Source organism: Paenibacillus sp. AK002, assembly GCF_053903045.1.
This window is the reverse complement of record NZ_CP096377.1, coordinates 6,438,141-6,455,487: the sequence shown is the minus strand read 5'-3', so window position 1 is coordinate 6,455,487 and position 17,347 is coordinate 6,438,141. Positions and strand designations below refer to the sequence as shown.

The window sequence follows — 17,347 nt, the reverse complement described above, 5'->3', positions numbered from 1 at the left end:
AGTATAATTCAACCGGTAGACTTTTATTGGGGGTCGAATGATTACATGTTAATGATATACATCATCGGGTTTATCGTATCGCTGGCGCTCGCTCTGCTCTTAACCCCGCTTGTAAAGAAGTTTGCGGTTAAGATTGGTGCCGTTGACGTTCCTAATGCCCGCAAGGTTCATACCCGGATCATGCCCCGACTCGGGGGACTCGGCATTTATCTGGCTTTTATTCTTGGACTGATTGCGGTTCTTCCTTTTTTGCCGGATAGCCTGTCGCCTCGTGATGCCAACTTCATGAAGGCATTTCTGATCGGCGGTTCCATGATCGTATTGATCGGAGCCTTGGATGATCGATTTGAACTTTCGGCCAAAGTGAAGTTTTTGGCTCAGATTGCAGCTGCCTGCGTGGTTGTATTCGGATTTAATATTACCGTGGACTTTGTAAATATACCGTTCCAGGACCGTTACTCCATGCTGGAGAGCTGGGTATCGATTCCGCTTACGATCTTCTGGATTGTCGGCGTAACGAACGCGATTAATTTGATTGACGGGCTTGACGGACTTGCAGCCGGCGTATCCGGCATTGCGATCGGCACGATCCTGGTCATGGCCGTCCTGATGGGCAACACGACCGTAGCCCTGCTCTGCCTGCTGCTCCTCGGCAGCATTATCGGTTTCCTGTTTTTCAACTTTCACCCGGCGAAGATTTTCATGGGGGATACGGGGTCGTTATTCCTTGGATTCAGTTTGGCCATGCTGTCCCTGCTTGGATTTAAGCAGATTGCGATTGTATCCTTTATTACGCCGCTGATCATTATCGGCGTTCCGCTGTCGGATACGTTCTTCGCGATCATTCGCCGCAAAATCCAGAAGAAACCGATCTTTGCTCCGGACAAGGGGCATCTGCATCACTGCCTGCGCGAGCTTGGATTCAGCCATCGCCAGACCGTGTTGATCATTTACGTCATTGCCGCGTTTTTCGGCGTATTGGCCGTCATTCAATCGTCGGCTGCCATGTATGAAGCGAACTGGGTGACGTTTGTGGTCATCTGCGTCATGATGTGTTTCATGCAGATCGGTGCCGAAGTCATCGGGCTGGTCGGCAAGACCAAACGGCCGATTCTCGGGCTGATTAACCGGATGCGGATGAAGGCAAATCCCGAAAGCCGCACCAAATAGAACTTATTCTTTTTCATTATGAGTCCGTATGGACATGCCAGCCTCGCCCAAAAAGGGTGAGGCTTTTTTGTGTTTTTTTCTAAATAATTGAATGTCTGGGACCGATATATGAACTATGCGCAAGTACCAATCTGTCAGTGAAAGCGAGGGGACCCAGTGAACGACGCAACATCCAAAACGGACGCCAACGTCCGAATGATCAAGGAGGCACAACCGTTGAAGAAAAATTTCCGTACAATAGCAAGCCTGTTATTGGCCATTGCTATGTTCTTTTCCCTTATTCCGGCATTACCGGCTTCAGCTGCAAACGGAGCCTTGTTTTTTCACTTTTCCAATCTAAGTACGGATCCGAATTCTCCAACGCCGGAGAACCGGAGCTCGATTTCGGTTACGGGTACCTACAACGGCATTAACCCGAATACCATCTCGTATGAAATCAAACGGTTCGATGACACGACCACGGGCGGCACCGGCGTCAAGCCGATCCTGGACGAAGCAGCGAATACGTTCGAGTTCCTGAATGTGCAGTTGAATCAGGGAGTGAACAAAATCATCGTGTCCGGTATGAGCACGCAAGGCCAGCAGATGAGTGCTACGGCCTATGTGAAGTTCTCCGATGTACCGGCTGTTTACGAAGTAGCGCTCAGTGATGGACGCGTTCTGGAAGAGAATGCTTCCAAGCCGGTTGTCGTTACTACGCAGACCATCAGCATTTCCGTCAAAGCGACGAATGGATCCAAGGGTGTTACCGTCAATGGGCAGAGTATGTATGCCGGCGGCGGCGATACGTATTACTCCGCAGGGATCCTGCTGCAGAAGGGTGTCAACGATCTGGTGATCGTCGTGAACTCCGAATCGAAATCCCAGACCATCAATAGACAGGTCGTTTATCATCCGACAGGTTCCATAACTGTCAATCAACTGAAGATTGGCGGCACAAATATCGATGGACAGGCGGTTGTAACCGGTACGGTTAACGGCGTCATCTCCGGTTATGTGATCGTGGATGCTCCTCCGGCTGGTACCCCAGCGGTTCCCCCGATTCTTGAAGTTTCCGTATTTCAGGTAGGAGCCACAAATCCGATCACGACCTCGCCGGCAACCGTAGGTGCGGCAAGCTTGCTGGGCAATACCTTGATGTATCCTTTTACAACGACCGGCACTACCAGCATCACTCAGAGTGGGGATTATTTTGTACTCACTAAGGATTCTACCACGGGCTTTGATGTGAAGAATTCTTTTACTTACCGCGATGTCAATGCGCCTACCATCAAGCAGGTGTATCAATTGTACGGCGTAACGGAGAGCGGAGGAACAGTATCGGCTACCTCCCAATCTATTTTCCCAAGCAGTAACAACACCGTCCTGAATGAACTGCCGATCTATTTGATGGTCGATCAAGTGAACGCAGGCAATGTGGAGATTGAGTCCAGCAAGGGCGGCGGCACGATCGCCCAGAAGTTTACCTACAACGGCAACACGGTTTTCAAAATCACGAACCTGCCGACAGGTCAGCAAAATCTGATCATCAAGGTCAGCAATGGGTCGGGCGTTTCCGATACCAAAGTCATCCCGGTGACGTTCTTGTCTTCTTCTTATATTGATATTTTCAATTTGTACAACAACCAGGTATTTAAGAACAGCTCAGATTTCAACCAAGTGACAGGACGCATTGTCAACTACACAGGGACTACAGGACTTACGATTTCCCTGAACGGTAACACTCGCGATCTGAACGTGAACGGCAACGGAGAATTCAGCTTTACGGATACGACGTTCCTGCAGCTGATTCCAGGTCCGAATACGTTGGTGGTCGCCGACAAGAGCGGGAAAATCTCGACGAAGCTGACCCTGCTTTATTTTAGCGATACCCGTTCGGTTATCAAAAACATGATCCCATTCCCGGTTGGCTCTGCAACGGAATCCGATCCGGACGGATTGTTCAGAGAAACGGCTGAGAATGCTTATAACACATATGAAAAAGCTTTGGGTCTTCGCTTTGAAGTGGAATACACGGATGAGATTACGGTGAACCTCAGTCATCCGACGCCAACCATCTTTGCAGTCTTTACCAAAAACAACCAAAGTACCTGGACTCTCTCGGGCGGTGCCCTGAAGACCCAATTGGATCCCATTAATCCGGCGGATTACGACCGGTACTTTACCATTGTCAATGGCGCAAACTCCAGCTCGGCCCGCGTGGTGTTCAAAGAGCTCGCACTTCCAGAGGTTGGTTTGCAGGCAATCAGCATCGGATCGCGTTATCAGTCGGTTACAACAACCGATACCATCGAAATTACGCGCGAACGTGCACCTTACCAAGTGCTGTCTCCTAAGCTGCCGAACGAAGGCGTGCTGAAACAGAACTTTGTAGAGGTAAGCATCAAGGCTGAAGGTGCCGACGCCATTCTGATTGGCAAAACGCCAATGGTGAAATCCGAAATCAGCGATATTTTCCGTCTTGAGGTCAAAAACCTGAAAAACGGTAAAAACACCATCAAGTTCACGATCGAACAAGGCACCAAAAAGACAAACGGCCAATTCGTCGTAACGTACACCGACGATGGAACGGAAGGCTCCCAGTTTAAAACGAATATTTCGAAGTCCGGCAAAGTGTCCGTATTTAAAGGCGGCGTATCGCTGTCCTTGCCGAAAGGCACCGTGCTTCAGCAGGCGAAATCAAGCCCTACGGCTGAAGTGCCAACGATCAACCTGCTCGGCGAGCATGACATCCTGTTCGGCATTGCCAACCAGATCGATGGTCGTACGATTAAAGCCTATAACCGGATCGGCGAAATCGAGAACGGCGTGGAAATGGACGGACGCCTGTCCCTGATTCCAGGGGATAACAACAATGCGTTCCGTTTCACGCCGGCTGCGCATTTCGGATATTCTTCGCCTCTTTACTGGCTGGACGCAGGTTCGCTTAATGCCTACAGCAGCAACGTGGAAGACTTCAATGTAAAAGCGGCAACGCATCCGTACGCAAAAGGGCACGAATTCCATCAACGTTTGATTCCGCAGAACTGGATGGAGCTCTCCCAAAAAGGTACGATTACCTTGAAATACGATTCCGCGCTGGTGAATTCGGCTTCCAGCAACCTGGGCATCTGGTGGTACAACCCGTCCCAAGGAACCTGGATCAACATCGGCGGAAAAGTCGATGCCAAGAAGAAAACCGTTACCGCTCCATTCAAGGGCTTCGGTTACTACGCCGTTAAATCCTTGCGTTACAGCTATTCCGATGCGATCTCGCATAAGACGGCCCGCAACGATATCGAATTGATGCTGGCCAGAGGATACATGAAAGCGTCCAAGCAGGATGCGTTCGGCGTGTACGATCCGATGACTCGCGGCGAATTTGCTACGATTATCGTGAAGCTGCTGGATATTCCGTTGGATTACGACACCGACAAGAACAAGCTGACCTTTGATGACATTTATCAGGAAAGTGTCGTCAACAGCATGCAGTGGGATTACCGTTACATCGAGACGGCAGCCAGAAAAGGGATCATCCGCGGCATTGCGCCTCGAAGCTTTGCTCCGAATATGGAGCTGACCCGCGAGGAAGCAGCCAACATGATCGCACGCGCACTGAACCTGAAGATGGGTGAAATCGAAAAAGATAAAGCAGCGCTTCAGAAGCAATTCGAAGATGTGGGCAATATCAAGTCGAACTACTCCTACCCAGCCATTCTTGCCGTAAGCAAGGCCGGTATTCTGACCGGCGTTGCGAACAGCTTGAAGGAAGGCGAGAGAAAGCCGACTTACAATTTCAACCCGGATGCGGTGCTGAATCGTGCCGATACGGCAACCGTCGTTAAACGCATGATGAGCAAGCTGAAAATGCTGTAAGCCATTATTCATAAGTTAGGATTTGCATGACAAAAGGAACGAGAGCCGATGCCCAATTTCTATTGGCATTGCTCTCGTTTTTTCCTGTGCAGCTTTTAATGAACAGGTTATATATGTCATAATTAACAAGATCTTATGGGCGTTATTTGCCTCGCGGAAACCGTTTACCAATATCTATTGTTTTGTAATTTCATGTGGAATACGCTACAATAGCGGAAGCACATACTATTTTTAGAGGGTGAAGATGAATTTATGAAGCCGATATTATCAAAAGCGCAGCTCGACTACATGAAGGCGAAGACCAAGTTCGAGGAAAAAGCCAAAGTGATGGAGAAGAAGATTGAGCTGGCTCGTGCCACTCATGATGAGATAACTCAGGAAGTCATGGAGGGACTCGTTGTTGAGACAGGCTTTCATGATTCATTTAACGAAATGACAGCGGCTGAGAATGCGTTGATCCAATGGTCACACACTACAATTAAACATGATAAGACATATCGTACGAATAAAGCGGAGATCGATCAGATGTACAGCACGCTGCACAGCAATCCGGAGATGCGCGCGCGGATTATCCAGCTCGCTATGAAGATTCGCTAGCATTCTACAAAGGACGCCGATGAGGCGTCTTTTTTTGTTGTCGCAATATGTAAATGGAGGGCTGTTATACGAAGCGGGGAAACTTCGAAAAAATTTTTTAAAAAAACTTTGCAACTGCCGCAACTTTTTGGAAAATCAAACGTTTATAATGTAGAGCCAACGAAGTAACCAAGATTATCCGATGCAAGAAGATTGTCTATTAATTAGAAAAATGTTCTTTACGGTGTTGGGGACTCGTTGTATAATACCTAGGTAGGATTAGGAATCTATTCTAGTATGTAGTGTTCTCTCGTTAACAAGATTCTGTGATATCGTCACAGACATCATTTATGATTTATGCTCAACTCGGGAAAGGAGGTGCAGGACAAATGAGTGATAAGAGCTACCAAATTAAAGAAAATAATCAAGTGATGATTCAAGGAGGAGAAAAAAAGGTTATGAAGAAAATTTTATCCGTAGCACTGTCTACAGCAATGGCATTCTCCATGTTTGCTTCTGTTGCATTCGGTGACGACGCACTCAACACTCAACAGAAATTTGATGTACTGAAAGAAAAAGGGATCTTCACTGGTTATCCAGACGGAACTGCTGGCCTGGACAAAGAAATGACTCGCGCTGAGTTCGCTAAAGTCCTGGTTGGTATCATGGGTCTTGAGCCAATCGAAGGCAAAGCATCTTTCAAAGACAAAAACTACAAAGCTGACAAATGGCCAGCTCCTTACGTAGAAGCAGTTTACGCTGCAGGTCTGATGGAAGGTAAAAACACAACGAAAATGATCTTCGACTTCAACGGTAAAATCACCGTTCAAGAAATGGCGAAGGTTCTCGTTACTGCACAAAAACTCGAAATCCCAACTGAAACGAACAACAACGCTTCTGACTGGGCTAAAGGTTATGTGCAAGCAGCAATCAACGCTGGTCTGGTAGACGCTAAAGCGAACCCTAAAGCGAACGCTTCCCGTTCCCAACTGGTTGACGTTGCTTACTCCATCTACCTGGCTCAACAAAAACCAGCTGTAGTTTCTTACAAGGTATCCGACAACGGACGTACTGTTGAGTTTACACTCGCTAACAGCGAAGTTGTAAAAGTGAACCTTGAGAAAGCATTGGTTCCTAACACAGATACGACTGTGGAATTCAAACACAACAACTACGATTACAAAGAAACTGTAAAATGGGTTGTAACTGATGCTTCTAAAGTTCAAAGTGTAGCGGCAAACAACCTGAAAGAAGTTGTAGTTACTTTTGATGGTGAAGTTGATAAAACAACTGCTGAAATCAAAGATAACTACAAGCTGAGCGGCGGTGTTGATGTAGAATCTGCAGTTTTGAACGATGCTAAAAATGCAGTTACATTGACTGTTAAAACTAAGCTGAACAACCAACAAAAATACAGCTTGAACGTTTCTGGTATCAAAGCTGGAACTAAAGTAATCTCTGTTTCCAACTATGAATTTGCTCCAGTTGACGTAGCGCTCCCAGAAGTGGTGAGTGTAACAGGTCTTGGAACTAAAGCGGTGAAAATCGTATTTAGTGAGCCGGTACAACAAACTTACACTGCTAGCTTCTTGCTGGATGGCAAAGGCTTCTACGGAAGCAGCCAGTATAACGGTCGCGAACTGATCATTAAGTCTGACCTGCCTGTAGGTGAGCACACGCTGACTGTTGAAGGTGTTACAGATTTCAATAACTTCAAGTCTTTGAAATCCGAGCACAAGTTCACAGTAGTTGAAGACACTACTGCTCCTACAATTGCTGAAGCTGTAGGTACGCTTGAGAAATTGACTCTGACGTTCAGTGAAGATGTTGACAGCGATACTGTTGTTAAAGAAAACATTTATCACCTGCGTGGAGCATCCAAAATCAAGCCGGATAGTGTTGTAAGAATTGCAGCTAACAAATATGAAGTTTACTTCAGTGCTGCGAATGCACTTCCTACTTATGCTACAAACATTTTTGTTGAAGGTGTGAAGGATTACTCCGGTAACCAAATCACTGAAACTTCTAAGCAAATTACTGCTACTGTTGACACAGAGCGTCCTCAAGTAGTTGATGCTCGCGTTAACCAAACGGATTCCAAACAATTGTTGATTACATTCAGTAAAGGTATTGCTGATAAGCAATCCTGGACTAAATTGATCACAGTTAAGGATAAAGATGGTAAAGTGCGTCCAGTTTCCAGTGCTAACCTGAAGACTGGTACTAACAATGTTCTGGAAGTGAATTTCTTCTCCGCATTGCCACAAGGAACTAATAGTCTGGAAGTTAAAGGTATCCGCGATAACACTGTGCTCGGTAATGTGTTGCTTGATTACACAACAACATTTACTGTAGGTGACACAGGCGCGCCTGAATTTGCAGGAGCTTCCTTCAAAATCGATAATGAAGCTCGCCGTGCAGTGATCTACTTTAACGAAGCTATGGATGTAGCATCTTTGACTAACCCTGCTAACTATTCCATCACTTTCGATGGTAAGGCAATTGCGCTTCCTAGCAACGCAGTTATCTCCGTAATCGAAAATGGTAAAGGTGTAGTTATTGATCTGCCAGTACAAATCAATGGCCGTGATGTAACGTCTGCTAATTGGACTGCAATTCGTGTTCAAGGTGTGAAAGACCTCGAAGGAAACTACCTGGAGAACTTTACTACTGGTGATATCCTTGTAGGCGATTATAACAAGCTTAATGCTTCTGCAACTTATGGTGACGGACACACTGGTGCACTCGTTTCCACTAAGAAAGTAGAAGTGAAAGTTGATCAAGCGGTTGAGCGTTTCGTAGGTCAAACTGGAGACGTTAAAGCTTATGTTGGTACAGACGAAGTTGCTGTTGCTAATGTAACTGCAAACAACTCTAACATCGTAACGGTTGAATTGGTTAACCCAATTTACACATCTACAGGTCTGACAGTTGTATTTAACGAAGCAGACTTCCGTACGGTTGCACAAAGCACTATTAAGCTGGGTCAAGCAGGTGCTCCTGTAACTGTAGGTACCTCAACTTATACTCTGAATGACAAAGTTGCTCCAGAAGTGAAGTTGGATGCAAACCAAACAACATTCAAAGTAGAAACTTCTGTAACTGGTGATACTTACACAGCAACTATTAACTTTACAGAAGCTCTTGAAGGAATCGATGAAAAACTTCTTGCTCAAGACTTTGTAGTAACACGTTTGACTGGAGCTACAAGCAATATTCCAGTTAAATCTTCAACTGGTACCCAAAAAGCATACTTTGAAGTCGTTAAAGTTGATGCCGATACTCTCCAAGTTGTGATTACTGACCCAACTGTAGAGAATGGCGAAGGACTTTACACAATCGGTATTCGCGAAGAGGCTAAATATATTCAAGACGTATTTGGTAATGCTGTTAAGGCATTCGAAGCTATCCGCACAGTTAAATAAGTAATATTTTTCAAAAGGAGCAAGGGTGCTTTTTATAGCCCTTGCTCTTTTTCTTTATAAAACCAAAATTATGGAGGAACAATGAAAAAGTTCAAGTTAATAACTACAACAATTGTTCTAGGTCTTGTTTTTTATTTGGGCTCCATCCTCAACACCCCCGCCGACGGCGCCGGCACCACCCCCGGCACCACCGACGACCCGGTCGTCACCAAAAGCTACGTAGACCAACAAATCCAGCAAGCACTGAATGGCGGTGGTGGAGGGACCACCAACCCAACGAATCCTACGCAACCATCACAAGGGTCTGATGAAGTCAAGAACGTTGCGCTGAAACCTGGGAAGATTCTAATTGCCGACGCAGGAACGGAATTCATCGTGCGTTCAGGTAATGCTGTGATCTACACAGAAGTCGCTAGCGGCGTTGCGGACCTTACGGATGGTAAAGACCTGTTAAACGGCGAAACGGCGCCTAAGAACCATCTGCTTTCCTTCCCGCGTGAAGGTCGCGGTATTCAGGTGAAAGAAGGCCAGACAAGCAATCTGATTGTCATGGTGCGCGGCGGATACACCATTAAATAGTGTCAGCAACTAGGGGCGTTTTGCCCCCTCTCTTCCACCAAGGGTGGCATTCCGAATAACTTTCGTCCGGTATAATCCTGTTATAATTATTGCCAGTTGTGACAACGTTTTATACGTGTGAGCGCTTTGAAATCAACTCATACTACTTCTGTAAAAACCAATACAGGAGGTGTATTTTCATGGCACGCAGCAGTCGTAATCGTCAAGTGGTTCCGGAGAGTCGTGAAATGCTGAAGCAAATGAAATACGAAATCGCAGCAGAGTTTGGATTACCGGTGGGATATGGCAGCAGCTCGTATGGAGCGGATACGGAATTCGGTTCTGAGCTTGGAGCCATCGGAGGAGGTTCCTCCAGTCGTCGTGCTGGATGGGGGCATCTGACATCCCGCGAGAACGGATCCGTTGGCGGAGAGATCACGAAGCGTTTGGTTCAGAACGCCGAGCAAAGCCTCTTCGGCAGACTGTAGTCATTTTTCGATATAAGACGGAACTTATTCTTGATTACATCCGTTTGAAAAACCCAAGAAAATCCTTGAAAAACAGCTCACTAACTGGATTGACACCTGGTAACAAATAAGTTAATATGCATGTTGAGGATTGTACATTTCAAACCTTTTCCTGTCGGAAAAGGTTCATTTTTTGTGTAGGACCTCTTGATATATCACATACTATTCATATGGGAGGTTGATCTCATGTCTTTAACAGGGCGACGTTTATTTACATCTGAGTCCGTAACTGAAGGACATCCGGATAAAATCTGTGACCAGATTTCTGATGCCGTACTCGATGCTTTTTTGGCTAACGATCCGAACGCACGCGTAGCTTGTGAAGTTTCCGTTGCGACTGGTCTTGTTTTGGTCATTGGTGAAATTAGCACTAAATCTGAATACGTGGATATTCCATCCATCGTACGCAATACCGTGAAGGAAATCGGGTATACCCGTGCAAAATACGGTTTTGATTCCAATACATGCGCGGTGTTGACATCGCTGAATGAGCAATCGGCCGATATTGCACAGGGGGTAAACGCTGCACTGGAGAATCGTGATCCTTCCCAAGTGGACAAGGAAACCGAGAACATCGGTGCTGGTGACCAAGGTCTGATGTTTGGTTTTGCAACCAACGAGACGCCAGAATTGATGCCTCTTCCAATTGCATTGTCTCACCGTATCGCTCGTCGTTTGTCCGAGGTTCGTAAAGACGGTACGCTGGATTACCTGCGTCCGGACGGTAAAACTCAGGTAACGATCGAGTATGACGGCAATACGCCGGTCCGCGTGGATACAATCGTGGTATCGACTCAACATGCCGAAGAAGCAACACTGGAGCAAATCCAGAAGGATATTAAAGAACAAGTTATTCTTCCTGTCGTACCGGCTGAATTGCTGGACGCAGAAACCAAATACTTCATCAACCCTACCGGACGTTTTGTTATCGGCGGTCCTCAAGGCGATGCTGGTCTGACAGGCCGCAAAATCATCGTGGACACCTATGGCGGCTACGCTCGTCATGGAGGCGGTGCATTCTCCGGTAAGGATCCTACAAAAGTCGACCGTTCCGCTGCTTACGCGGCGCGCTACGTGGCTAAAAACCTGGTTGCCGCAGGACTCGCGGACAAATGCGAAATCCAATTGGCTTACGCCATCGGTGTCGCTAACCCGGTGTCGATCAGTGTCGACACATATGGTACAGGTAAAGTGAGCGAAGAGAAGCTGGTTGAGCTTGTGCGCAACAACTTTGACCTGCGTCCGGCTGGAATCATCCGCATGCTGGATCTTCGTCGTCCGATCTACAAGCAAACGGCGGCGTACGGACATTTTGGACGTACCGACCTGGATCTGCCTTGGGAACGCGTTGACAAAGCCGAAACGCTGAAAGAACAAGCAGGGGTAAACTAGGATAATTTTAGGATATGTTCCGGATATAAAGTTTAGGCATGTGCCGATTTCATTTTTCTTTTGAAAAAGGCATATGCCTTTTTGTGTTTAATTCCTATCAAGATGTAGTAATGAAACTGGGTACGAATTAGAATTTATGACAAAAATGCAATAATTATAAAGCCGATGCCTAGTATAAGTGTCGGCTTTATTTAATTAATAAATGGTAATAGAGGAATATACTTTATGACAAACTAGTTACTTTTAGATGAAAATATAGTAACATAGGATTGATTTACATAGGCTCCTAAAAAATGCCGCTACAATTTTGCTAAGACTTGGTGTACGATACGCGAAAGTGTTTTTTTTATAACAAATTCGTAACTTTTCCCCAAAAATGAAGTCTATTAAATAGAGACTTTATATGTTCGGCATCCGTGTTGAACGAGAGATGGGAGAGTTACGATTACATGGTTAGTCAGGGGAAAACACTGAAGTCTGCAAAATCAGGCGTAGGCAAGAAATGGTTGATTATCACATTGGCCGGGGTCATCTGGGTGGGCCCTGTGCTGAGCAGCGGGATACCGGTGATAGGGAATCTATCAACTTCTTCGGTAGCATACGCGGCAACCACATCAGCGAAGAAGCTGGGTGAGGAAATCATTACGTCCGGCGCGGTTTTGATGAAGTATCAGTATATCAACAGTGCCGGCGCGAAATCGCTGGCGAATGTCATCCGGGTGGATCTCAACAACAAATATGTGAAGCTGGATGTCATGACAGGGCAAGGCAATCAATTTACTACAAGACAAAGCACGGGCGGAATGGCGAAGGAAAACGGTGCGGTAGCAGCGATCAACGGGGATTTCTTTAACACCGGCAGAGAAGGAGCGCCGATGGGCGCGCAAGTCTCGAATGGTCTTTTGATGTCTTCGCCTTCTGATCTTAAGGGCATGTATGCTTTTGCCGTAACGAATGATGGAAAGCCGATCCTGGACGAGTTTGCCTTTTCGGGAAGCATTACCTCTGAGAACGGAACTACATTCCCGCTGGCAGGCATGAACAAAACAGCATATACACCGGAAGGTACCGGATCGAATTACAGCCATGTGAACGCAGCTTATATATACACAAGTGCATGGAAGGCTCTGGAGCGTCCGAAAAACAGCTCAAGCACACCGACCGAAGTGATGGTGACCGACGGGGTCATTACGGATATTTCGGTGATGGCCGGAATACCTACGGCAGTTCCGGAAGGAAGCTACATTCTTCGTACGCATGGCGCCGCAGCCGAGTTCGTGAAGAACAACCTGGCCGTAGGCCAGAGGTTAGAAGCGGATTATGCGCTCGTATCGAAAAAGACCGGTCAAAAGCTGGATCCTACGAATCTGCAGATGATGATTGGCGGACATACGATACTGGTGGATAACGGCAAAGCGACGTCTTTTTCAAGAAACGTGAATGATCTTGGAGGCAATCGTGCGCGTACGGCGGTGGGTTACTCCAAAGACGGACGTTACGCCTACCTGATCGCCACGGAGAGCAACGATAACAGCAAAGGCATGACGCTGCAGCAGCTCCAGGATTTCATGACGAAGGTTGGCGTTTGGAAGGGAATGAACCTCGACGGCGGCGGATCGACAACGATGGTCAACCGACCGTTAGCCGAGATGAATACCCAGCTGACCTTCAACACGGAGTACGGAACGACGCAGCGAAGCATCGTTAATGCACTCGGCGTGTTCTCGACGGCACCTCAAGGCAGCTTGAAGGGCTTGAAGGTAAGCGGCAGCAACACACTGCTGATTGGGCAAATCGGCACGTATGAACTCAAGGGCTATGATACCTACTATAATCCGATTGAGGCTGGCTCGATTAAACCGACCTGGAAATCCAGCAATGGCAACCTTGCGGTTAACGGTCAGAGCATAAAAGCGACAAAGCCGGGCACATCGACCCTGACGGCGGTAAGCGGCAGCACGAAAGCGACGATGCAAGTCAAGGTACTGGGTGCGGATGATCTCGTTGCCTTGACTACAGGCGTTTCCAGTGCACCGCTGCAGGCTGGAACGAGCGTTTCCGTACCGGTAACCGCCGTAACGAGCAGCGGCCAAAGCTTGGAGGTTCCAAGCAGTGCGCTGAAATGGGAGTTTGTCGGATTCAAAGGCAGCGTCAAAGACGGCCGCCTGACCGTATCCTCCGTGAACAGCAATACGAAAGTCGGTTATGCCATCGCACGATATGACGGATTTAGCACAGTCGTTATTTTGTCGGCAGCAGGCGAGAGTACGTGGGAGAACTTCGAGAATGTGAATTACCCGGTGAAGTTCACGACCAACGTGCCTGCAGTTACCGGGACGGCAGCGATCCAAAATGGCAGCGGAACAAAGGCAACCTCCAAAGTCTTGAACCTAACCTATGATATGACAGGCGGGCTGGGACAAAAAATGTACGCTTATGCCGAGCTGAATGGCACGACAGGCAAAACGATTCCTGCACAGGCAACGTCGATGACGATTGACGTGGAGGGAGATAACAGCCTGAACTGGCTGCGTGCGGAGCTCAAGGACAATAACGGGAAAACCGTGTACGTCGATCTGGCTAAGGCGATTGATTGGAGCGGCTGGAAGACGCTGAGCATCGATTTGAGCGGATATAACATTGCGTTCCCGGCTCAGATGAAGCGGCTTTATGTCGTGAACGTGGAAGAGGGTCAGGACGAGCGTGCATTGACTGGGGCCGTGTCTTTTGACGATATTCGCTTCACGATGCCGTCCCTGTCAGGAAATGAAGGACTTCCAACCGGTAAAGCGGTCATGACCATTGGGCAAAAATCGCTCATGCTGAATGGTTCGAAAGTGGCAATCGATTCCGCGCCAATCCTGAAAAACGGAACGACCTATGTTCCGATTAAGCATGTGCTCGACGCCTTCGGCGGGCAAGCGACCTGGAACCAATCCGCGCAGCGGGTAGGCGTCCTGAGAGGCGGCATGCTCATGGAATTGACGGTAGGCAAAAAGGAATTCATCCTCAACGGTAAACGCAGTTCGGCGGCTGTGGCACCTATGGTTCAAGGCGGTAGGACTTTGGTCCCTCTTCGTCTCGTTTCCGAGCAATTAGGCCTTAAAGTAAAATGGGACAAGAACACGAAGACCGTTACGATCGAATCATGATATGGTATGATATGTATATGAAACGTTAGAAATGGAGTAGAGTGCGTGGATTATCAAGCCGATGCCATCGACCGTGTCATAAAAAATGCCATCAAAGTGATGGAGGACAGCAAATACCAAATGTTCGAAATATTGGAGGCGTCGCGGCAGGAGCTCGCGTCTCTCAATCATGAACTGCAGCGGACATTAAAAGAAACGACGGAAACCTTAGAGAAGGTGGATCAGTTGGAGCTGAACTACCGCCGTTCCCGGATCCGGCTGACCGAGGTCAGCCGGGATTTCGTCCGGTACAAGGAAGAGGACATCAAGCAGGCGTATGAGAAAGCAACGCAGCTTCAGCTTGACCTCATGATCTACCGGGAGAAGGAAATGTATCTGAAGGCTAGACGAGACGAGCTGCAGAAGCGGGTTCGCAATGTCGAGAACTCGGTGGAGCGCGCAGAATCGATCGGATCTCAGATGGGCGTGGTGTTGGAATACTTGTCCGGCGAGCTGGGCCAGGTATCCCGAATCATCGAATCTGCGAAGAACAGGCAGGTCATTGGACTCAAAATTATTCTGGCGCAGGAAGAGGAACGAAAGCGCATATCCAGAGAGATTCATGATGGACCTGCGCAATTGCTGGCGAATCTGGTTCTTAGGACGGAAATTGTAGAAAGAATGCTTGCAAAGCAGGAATTTAAGATGGTGCAGGACGAAATAGTAGATTTGAAGGGCCAGGTGCGTTCGAGCCTGGAGGAAATGCGAAAAGTCATCTTCAATCTGCGTCCAATGGCACTCGATGATCTAGGATTAATCCCCACACTGCGTAAATATGTGCATGATTATGAAGAGAAATCGAAAATCCGCACGATCTTCGAGACACGGGGGAAAGAGCATCGTCTCTCTTCTGCGATGGAGGCGGCCATCTACCGGTTGGTGCAGGAAGCACTTTCGAATGCTGCAAAACATGCTTACCCGACTTATGTGCTTGTTGAAATCACGTACCAGGCGCAATTGGTCAAAATCGTGGTACAGGACAATGGCCTGGGATTCAATGTCGATTTGCTGGAGCAGAAAAGCAAGGACCACTTTGGGTTAATTGGCATGCGGGAGAGGGTTGAGCTGCTCGAAGGGAGAATGGAGATCGATTCAGCCGAGAATCAAGGAACCAAGATCGTGATTCATATCCCGACGAACGTAGAAAAGAGAAAGGAGTAATCGGATGGAACATTTGGAGAAAGAGAACACGATTATCAAAGTATTATTAGCGGATGACCACCAGCTGTTTAGGGAGGGTCTGAAACGCATACTGAATATGGAGGACGACATTGACGTGATCGGCGAATGCGGCGACGGCATTCAAGTGCTTGAGTTCTGCAACGAAGTGAAGCCGGATATCGTGCTGATGGACATCAACATGCCGACCGAAAACGGCGTTCAAGCGACCGAGAAACTACGTGAAATGTTTCCTGAGATCAAAGTTATTATTCTGTCGATTCATGACGACGAAAGTTATGTGTTTGAAACGCTCCGCAAGGGAGCGAACGGTTACCTCCTGAAGGATATGGAAGCCGAGTCACTGATTAATGCGATTCGTTCGGTACATGAGGGATATGCATTTATCCATCCGAAAGTAACGGGCAAGCTGATCCACCAGCTCCGCCGGATGACGTATGTAAACGAAGCAGGCGCGATGGCGGAGAGCGGTTCGCGTGAAGCTGGAGTCAAGTTTGTGGCAGGCGAGAACAACCCATTGACAAGGCGCGAAGCGGAAGTGCTTAGACTAATGGCCGAAGGCAAGAGCAACAAGATGATTGGGGAATACCTGTTCATTAGTGAAAAAACTGTAAAAAACCACGTCAGCAGCATCCTGCAGAAGATGGAAGTGGACGACCGTACGCAAGCGGTTATCAACTCGATCAAATATGGCTGGGTGACGTTGTAATCGCCGATCCGAATGCACGGACGCGTCTTACATAGGGAGGGAACTGCCAAGGGCGGTTCCTTTTTGTTATGATCATTAGGGATTTACAGCATGGCTGAACTCTTTCGGTAACTAGCATACATAATAAATAGCTGCTTATACCGCTGTCTTTTTTTGAATAAGTTCGAAGGCTTTCTTGATATCGCAAGAACGGCGGCCTAGCTTGTAGAGAGAATGTCGAAAAGTCTTCCTTATGGCAAATAAGCCGTTCCCGACAAGTTCCGTGTGGGCACCGGTTACATAACTGTCACCGTCCTTTCCTGGTCAGCATATATTGTTGATAAGAGAAGGAGGTGAGTCTCATGGTTGCCCAATTGCTGTGGATACTCGCGGTGTACGGGATCGCTGTTGCTCTGGTTCATATCGTGCATGCCCGTCATCTCCGAAGAGCTAGTGAAGGCACGGGGCGGCGCAGGCATTATGTGCTGATCACGTCCAACCATGAGCGGCAGGTGGAATGGTATTTGAGAGCCCTTTCCTGGTATGCCCTGCTGAGCGGGACGCGCGTGCGCGTCACCGTCCTTGATGACCAGTCGTATGATGATACGTTAAAGATTGTCAAGAGATTGACTCATTTGTCCGGAATTGAACTGGTATACGGGACTTGGAGATCCGGTGATCCGGCATCACAAGAAACGGATGTCGATCCGAATGAAGACGAAGTCATACGGGTCGATCTGAGAAACCCGATGGAGGCTGTTCAGATTCCATATGTACAGGGATAAA

The 17,347-nt window shown here is 47.7% G+C and carries 11 protein-coding genes; all 11 read left to right on the top strand.

Going from position 1 to position 17,347, the window contains the following annotated elements; translation table 11 throughout:
* The first annotated feature begins 45 nt into the window (after nucleotides 1-45).
* The 11 genes from M1D70_RS29170 (at nucleotide 46) to M1D70_RS29120 (ending at nucleotide 17,346) form a co-directional block, all read left to right on the top strand.
* Nucleotides 46-1,170 (top strand): glycosyltransferase family 4 protein, encoded by a 1,125-nt coding sequence (locus tag M1D70_RS29170; RefSeq protein WP_009594254.1) that lies wholly within the window; start codon nucleotides 46-48, stop codon nucleotides 1,168-1,170.
* Nucleotides 1,171-1,386: 216 nt separating this feature from the next.
* Nucleotides 1,387-5,025 carry an S-layer homology domain-containing protein gene (locus M1D70_RS29165; RefSeq protein ID WP_456288600.1) on the top strand — a complete coding sequence of 1,213 codons (3,639 nt, stop codon included), beginning with the start codon at nucleotides 1,387-1,389 and terminating at the stop codon, nucleotides 5,023-5,025.
* A gap of 252 nt (nucleotides 5,026-5,277) precedes the next feature.
* Nucleotides 5,278-5,622 (top strand): hypothetical protein, encoded by a 345-nt coding sequence (locus M1D70_RS29160; RefSeq protein ID WP_009594240.1) that lies wholly within the window; start codon nucleotides 5,278-5,280, stop codon nucleotides 5,620-5,622.
* Between the two features lie 368 nt (nucleotides 5,623-5,990).
* Complete coding sequence (locus M1D70_RS29155) at nucleotides 5,991-9,026, top strand: Ig-like domain-containing protein (RefSeq protein WP_456288599.1); 3,036 nt, start codon at nucleotides 5,991-5,993, stop codon at nucleotides 9,024-9,026.
* A gap of 81 nt (nucleotides 9,027-9,107) precedes the next feature.
* On the top strand, nucleotides 9,108-9,605 hold the full coding sequence (locus M1D70_RS29150; RefSeq protein ID WP_456288598.1) for a hypothetical protein: 498 nt from the start codon (nucleotides 9,108-9,110) through the stop codon (nucleotides 9,603-9,605).
* 179 nt (nucleotides 9,606-9,784) lie between these two features.
* Nucleotides 9,785-10,072, top strand: a complete 288-nt coding sequence (locus tag M1D70_RS29145; RefSeq protein WP_015737730.1) for an alpha/beta-type small acid-soluble spore protein — start codon at nucleotides 9,785-9,787, stop codon at nucleotides 10,070-10,072.
* A 225-nt stretch (nucleotides 10,073-10,297) separates the two neighbouring features.
* Nucleotides 10,298-11,503, top strand: a complete 1,206-nt coding sequence (metK, locus tag M1D70_RS29140) for a methionine adenosyltransferase (protein ID WP_036660328.1) — start codon at nucleotides 10,298-10,300, stop codon at nucleotides 11,501-11,503.
* Between the two features lie 449 nt (nucleotides 11,504-11,952).
* The gene (locus M1D70_RS29135; protein ID WP_456290512.1) at nucleotides 11,953-14,655 is read left to right on the top strand and encodes a phosphodiester glycosidase family protein; all 2,703 of its coding nucleotides are present in this window, start codon (nucleotides 11,953-11,955) and stop codon (nucleotides 14,653-14,655) included.
* Nucleotides 14,656-14,700: 45 nt separating this feature from the next.
* Complete coding sequence (locus M1D70_RS29130) at nucleotides 14,701-15,855, top strand: sensor histidine kinase (protein ID WP_009594214.1); 1,155 nt, start codon at nucleotides 14,701-14,703, stop codon at nucleotides 15,853-15,855.
* Nucleotides 15,856-15,859: 4 nt separating this feature from the next.
* Complete coding sequence (locus M1D70_RS29125) at nucleotides 15,860-16,582, top strand: response regulator (RefSeq protein ID WP_009594205.1); 723 nt, start codon at nucleotides 15,860-15,862, stop codon at nucleotides 16,580-16,582.
* A gap of 341 nt (nucleotides 16,583-16,923) precedes the next feature.
* Complete coding sequence (locus tag M1D70_RS29120) at nucleotides 16,924-17,346, top strand: hypothetical protein (RefSeq protein ID WP_015737728.1); 423 nt, start codon at nucleotides 16,924-16,926, stop codon at nucleotides 17,344-17,346.
* Nucleotide 17,347 lies beyond the last annotated feature (1 nt).

Coding starts and splice junctions, on each gene's coding strand:
- M1D70_RS29135 (WP_456290512.1), top strand. CDS start 11,953: ATGGTTAGTCAGGGGAAAACACTGAAGTCTGCAAAATCAGGCGTAGGC.
- M1D70_RS29150 (WP_456288598.1), top strand. CDS start 9,108: ATGAAAAAGTTCAAGTTAATAACTACAACAATTGTTCTAGGTCTTGTT.
- metK (WP_036660328.1), top strand. CDS start 10,298: ATGTCTTTAACAGGGCGACGTTTATTTACATCTGAGTCCGTAACTGAA.
- M1D70_RS29160 (WP_009594240.1), top strand. CDS start 5,278: ATGAAGCCGATATTATCAAAAGCGCAGCTCGACTACATGAAGGCGAAG.
- M1D70_RS29170 (WP_009594254.1), top strand. CDS start 46: ATGTTAATGATATACATCATCGGGTTTATCGTATCGCTGGCGCTCGCT.
- M1D70_RS29120 (WP_015737728.1), top strand. CDS start 16,924: ATGGTTGCCCAATTGCTGTGGATACTCGCGGTGTACGGGATCGCTGTT.
- M1D70_RS29125 (WP_009594205.1), top strand. CDS start 15,860: ATGGAACATTTGGAGAAAGAGAACACGATTATCAAAGTATTATTAGCG.
- M1D70_RS29145 (WP_015737730.1), top strand. CDS start 9,785: ATGGCACGCAGCAGTCGTAATCGTCAAGTGGTTCCGGAGAGTCGTGAA.
- M1D70_RS29155 (WP_456288599.1), top strand. CDS start 5,991: ATGAGTGATAAGAGCTACCAAATTAAAGAAAATAATCAAGTGATGATT.